3 protein-coding genes and 3 pseudogenes are annotated in these 3,618 nt (G+C 68.2%); 4 read left to right on the plus strand and 2 right to left on the minus strand.

The annotated features are described in order from the left end of the window. Positions 1–741 precede the first annotated feature (741 nt). Positions 742–1,134 (plus strand): hypothetical protein, encoded by a 393-nt coding sequence (locus H5J33_RS27385; protein WP_181797515.1) that lies wholly within the window; start codon positions 742–744, stop codon positions 1,132–1,134. 36 nt (positions 1,135–1,170) lie between these two features. Here the strand turns inward: H5J33_RS27385 and H5J33_RS38440 are convergent. Beyond that, positions 1,171–1,470 (minus strand): annotated as a pseudogene (locus H5J33_RS38440) (IS630 family transposase); the annotation flags it as partial. 253 nt (positions 1,471–1,723) lie between these two features. On the opposite strand from H5J33_RS38440, the pseudogene H5J33_RS37845 reads away from it, so the two are divergent. Beyond that, positions 1,724–1,873 (plus strand): annotated as a pseudogene (locus H5J33_RS37845) (IS630 family transposase); the annotation flags it as partial. 56 nt (positions 1,874–1,929) lie between these two features. Here the strand turns inward: H5J33_RS37845 and H5J33_RS27390 are convergent. After that, complete coding sequence (locus H5J33_RS27390; protein ID WP_181797516.1) at positions 1,930–2,427, minus strand: GNAT family N-acetyltransferase; 498 nt, start codon at positions 2,425–2,427, stop codon at positions 1,930–1,932. A 242-nt stretch (positions 2,428–2,669) separates the two neighbouring features. On the opposite strand from H5J33_RS27390, the pseudogene H5J33_RS27395 reads away from it, so the two are divergent. Both H5J33_RS27395 and H5J33_RS27400 read left to right on the plus strand, forming a co-directional pair. Continuing rightward, positions 2,670–2,954: pseudogene (locus tag H5J33_RS27395) on the plus strand (DUF4267 domain-containing protein); the annotation flags it as partial. Positions 2,955–3,210: 256 nt separating this feature from the next. Further along, entirely contained in the window at positions 3,211–3,573 is a 363-nt protein-coding gene (locus tag H5J33_RS27400; protein ID WP_181797517.1) for a hypothetical protein, read from the plus strand. The last annotated feature ends 45 nt before the right edge of the window (positions 3,574–3,618 follow it).

A 3,618-nucleotide genomic window follows, 5' to 3' on the forward strand; every position in this document is an offset into this window, starting at 1 on the left:
CCCCGGCGTTGGAGGAAGAAGGCTTGAAAGTCATGCCACGACCATGCCGCACAACCGCGGTGCGACGAATCAGGGATCACCCCCTACGGCACCCTGATTGCTCCCTGATGCCGTCTCAGCTTCCGAGGCCACCGGAGTTCCTGTGCCGCGTCAGGCAACGTTTGCCCTGAAGTCGGCGGAGAGCGGCGGAGAGCTCGGATGGCTCGGTCGAAAGTCCGGGGTCTTATGTGTCTCAGGCGGGGAAGATATTGGGTGGTTGAGCGCATCCCGTCTTACGGTTACGCCCTGATTGATCAATCGGAATCGCCTGTTGCGCCCGTGAAGGCGTATGAATTCCCGTACACCTTGCTGCCCCCACTACGGTGCGAACCAGCGCCATCTCACCAGGCCGTCCGTGTGACAGAACGAATATCCGTCCACGGGATCGAGGTTACCGCCGCTCCGACATTAACCGATCGCAATGGCCTGTAATTTCCCTTTCCTTAATGGGGGCACTTTCTCTGCGCAGTCGCCTTGATGGAGCGCTCTTTACCTCCCCATGCTTTAACCTTTTCGATCATTCCGGGCGCTGTGTGCATTGCAACACAAACGTAATGATGTCATGGTGTCACGAACATGAAAAAACAAAATATTCCCAAAGTGGGTTGACTGGAGATGTACGGAAAGTGCTCAGTACAGGTGTTCGGAAAAGCGCCCAGTGCAGGGCGTTTGGAAAACGCGCGGCAGACTCCAGGAGAACTCATGACCGTTTCCGTCAATCGCACCGCCAAAGTCACCACGCTTACCTGGACCCGGACCGACGACCCGCAGAGCCACATCACCCAGGCCGTCGAGGGCGGACACCTGGAAGCCGCCCTGACCCTCCTCGGTCTGCAGGACTACCGCGACCTGGCGAGCCTGCCCAAGGCCCAGCGCGCCAAGCTGCTCCGCCATACCGCCGCCCTCGCCGACGAGCTGACGCGACGCGTACGACACCTGACCGTCGCCCACCGCCATCGCGGCGCCTCCTGGGCGGAACTCGCCTTACTCCTGATGGACGACTCCGAGGCCCACAGCACCACCCGTAGCATCTATAACGCAGGTCTGAGGCAGATGGGCCTCACCAGCACCGACGCCGGCACCGCCAACGCCTGATCTTCCATTGCCGAAGTCGAACTCGTGGTGTCGCCGGGGTGCTCGGGTAGCGCTGAAGGGTGAGGTCGGCCAGTCCTGCGTTGTCGCCCATTCCTGCGGTTCGGCGGCTCTGCGGACGTTGAGGTTGTCCCGGACGAGCGCGATCGGGCCGCCGAGCTGCTGGTGGGCGGCGATCAGCAGGTCACGGTGGTCGCGCCACACAAAGCTCTCGCGGCCGTCACGTCGGCCGTCGTCCCGGCGGGGCCGGTAGACCAGCCGCGATCTGCGGCCGGGCCTGTAGCAGGTCGGCGCAGCGATCGACATCCGTCTGCGGGACCGGCCCCGCACCCGCACCACCGGGGTCCGGCCGCGCTGGGATCAGGTCTTGGCCTGCGGCGGCGTCATGGGGAATCCGGCCGCGTCCTCGAAGACGAGCCAGGCTCCATGGGCCGCCGCGAGTCTTCCGCGCACGGCCACACCGCCTTGATCCGCCCGGCCACCGCCTCGTCGTCCCGCTCGATGGCGCGCGGGCCGGGACCTGGCAGGACCAGCCGCTGCGCACCAGCAGCTTGCGCACACCCTGGATCGTGCAGGTCAGGTGGAAGCGTGCGACCATCCGAATCACGCGGTGCAGACCCGGGCGGCGCACGCCTGCCTGAGCTGGCGCAATGCCAAAGCCTGCCACCCCGGCATACTCGCCGTACAACGCCGGGAACGGGCTCGCGTCCGCAGCGAGAAGGGCGTTCGCCGGGGCGGACGCCCCTCGTCGCCGCAGTCCGAACACGTGGGAGATCCCGCCGTGCCCGGATGCGGAGATCAGACAGCGGCCAGGTTCTTCGCCATGACCCGCTCCCTGCCCACGCCATCGGGCAGAAGGCCGCCGGGCTCACCCGTGTCCGTGAAACCGTGCCGCTCATAGAGCGCGGTCGCCTTGCGGTTGTCCGGCGTGACGGACAACCGCAGCGTCGTGGCACCGCGCTCCGCCGCCCAGCGCTCGACCGCCTGGATCAGGTAGTCACCCACGCCCTTGCCTCGAGCCGTGGGTTTGACCCACATCGAGATCAACTCCACGCTCTCTGGTCCCTCGCCCGGCACTCCGCTGGCCATGCCCACTGGGAGGCCGTCGAGGAGCGCGATGAGATCGTGCGCGCCAGGAATCGACAGACGGGCACGCCAGCGTTCCTCCCGGTCGCCGGAGCCCTGCCACTGGGCCAGCGTCGATCCGAACGCGTAGGGCGCCTCGGCAAGCGCGGCCAGTCGCAACTCCCGCCAAAGGGGCCAGTCGTCCGCTTCCAAGGTGCGTAGTTCAAGCATGATTCAGACCCTGCTCGCCCGACGGGGCGGGCAGCAAGTTGATCACGACCACGCGAACGACGTCGTTCAGCCCTGCGACCAGTCGGAACCGGGGAGCGGTGGTGCCTCATGCACCGCGGACCAGGCGACGTCGGTGAACCTATCCGGTCACGTCACCAGGGCCTGTGCGGAGTCGTGATCAGCGTGCCGGTGGAACGTTCATGTGGCCGGATTGAACTGAGCGAAGGCGATCGGGTGTTGATGCCGCCGCCGGCTACGGGGTTCCGGCCGATCCCAGGGGAGACGCCGGCGCGTACCTGTCCATCAAGGGCCTCAGGGACGGCACCTTCGGCGTGGTGGGCTTGCTCCTGCTCGCTTTCGCCGGGGCGCGGGCCGAGGCCTGCTTCATGGTCGGCGTGGTCCTCGTCCCGCTCCTGGACACCCGGATAGTCCTGCGTCACGGCGGCCCGAAGGCCGTCGCTTTCGGCGTCCACCTCGCCACCGCCGCCGTCGTCCTGCTCAGCGCCGCGCTGCTCTTCGCGGCCTGACCGGCCCCAGGGCCGCCGGCCGGCCGACACCGTACGGCGGGCGGGCCCGGGGAAACCGTTTAACGGTCACCCCGCCCGGCCCATAGCATGACGTGAGGTGTAGGGGAGGACGTCGGGCACGCTGCACGGGGCGTGGCCGACCCGGCTGGCGCGGCCGGCGTCTACCGGGAGGTCCTGCTGCCGGCACGGGAGTTGCCGGTGCCGCTGCCCGGCCGTGCCGCGCGGCTCCTCGAGCTGGCCACCCCAGGAGCCGGGCATGGCGGAGGCGCGGGAGCTGGCCGGCTGGGCGGACCCGCGGGCCACGGCGTTCTTCTTCGGCGCCGGTCCGGCCGCGGCCTGGCTGAAAGCCCTTCAGGAGCACACGCCCCACCTGCTGCTGGACGACGAGACGGCGGGCGTCTGGCCGTCGGCGCCGTTCCTTCGGTACCTGGACGCCGTCGCCCCCGAGGCCGGGGACGAGGAGACCGAACGCCTCCGGAGTCACCCGGCCATCGCATACCTCCGCGGTTCCGCTCGGCCGGGCCGGCTCCTGCTCGCCCCGACGGCGCCTCGAACCCCACGAGGACGCCGGCCACGACCCGGCCGGCCGCCCGGCCGGCGATCCGCGCACCATGGGTGATCAGTGTCTTCTCTGGCGATAATTCCAGCTTGAGGTCTTCACGAA

It is taken from the genome of Streptomyces sp. WELS2 (assembly GCF_013870595.1).
In the GTDB taxonomy this organism is placed as follows: Bacteria; Actinomycetota; Actinomycetes; order Streptomycetales; family Streptomycetaceae; genus Streptomyces.

Excerpts from the sequence above, each read along its gene's own strand:
- H5J33_RS27385 (WP_181797515.1), top strand. The coding sequence starts at position 742 with ATGACCGTTTCCGTCAATCGCACCGCCAAAGTCACCACGCTTACCTGG.
- H5J33_RS27390 (WP_181797516.1), bottom strand. The coding sequence starts at position 2,427 with ATGCTTGAACTACGCACCTTGGAAGCGGACGACTGGCCCCTTTGGCGG.
- H5J33_RS27400 (WP_181797517.1), top strand. The coding sequence starts at position 3,211 with ATGGCGGAGGCGCGGGAGCTGGCCGGCTGGGCGGACCCGCGGGCCACG.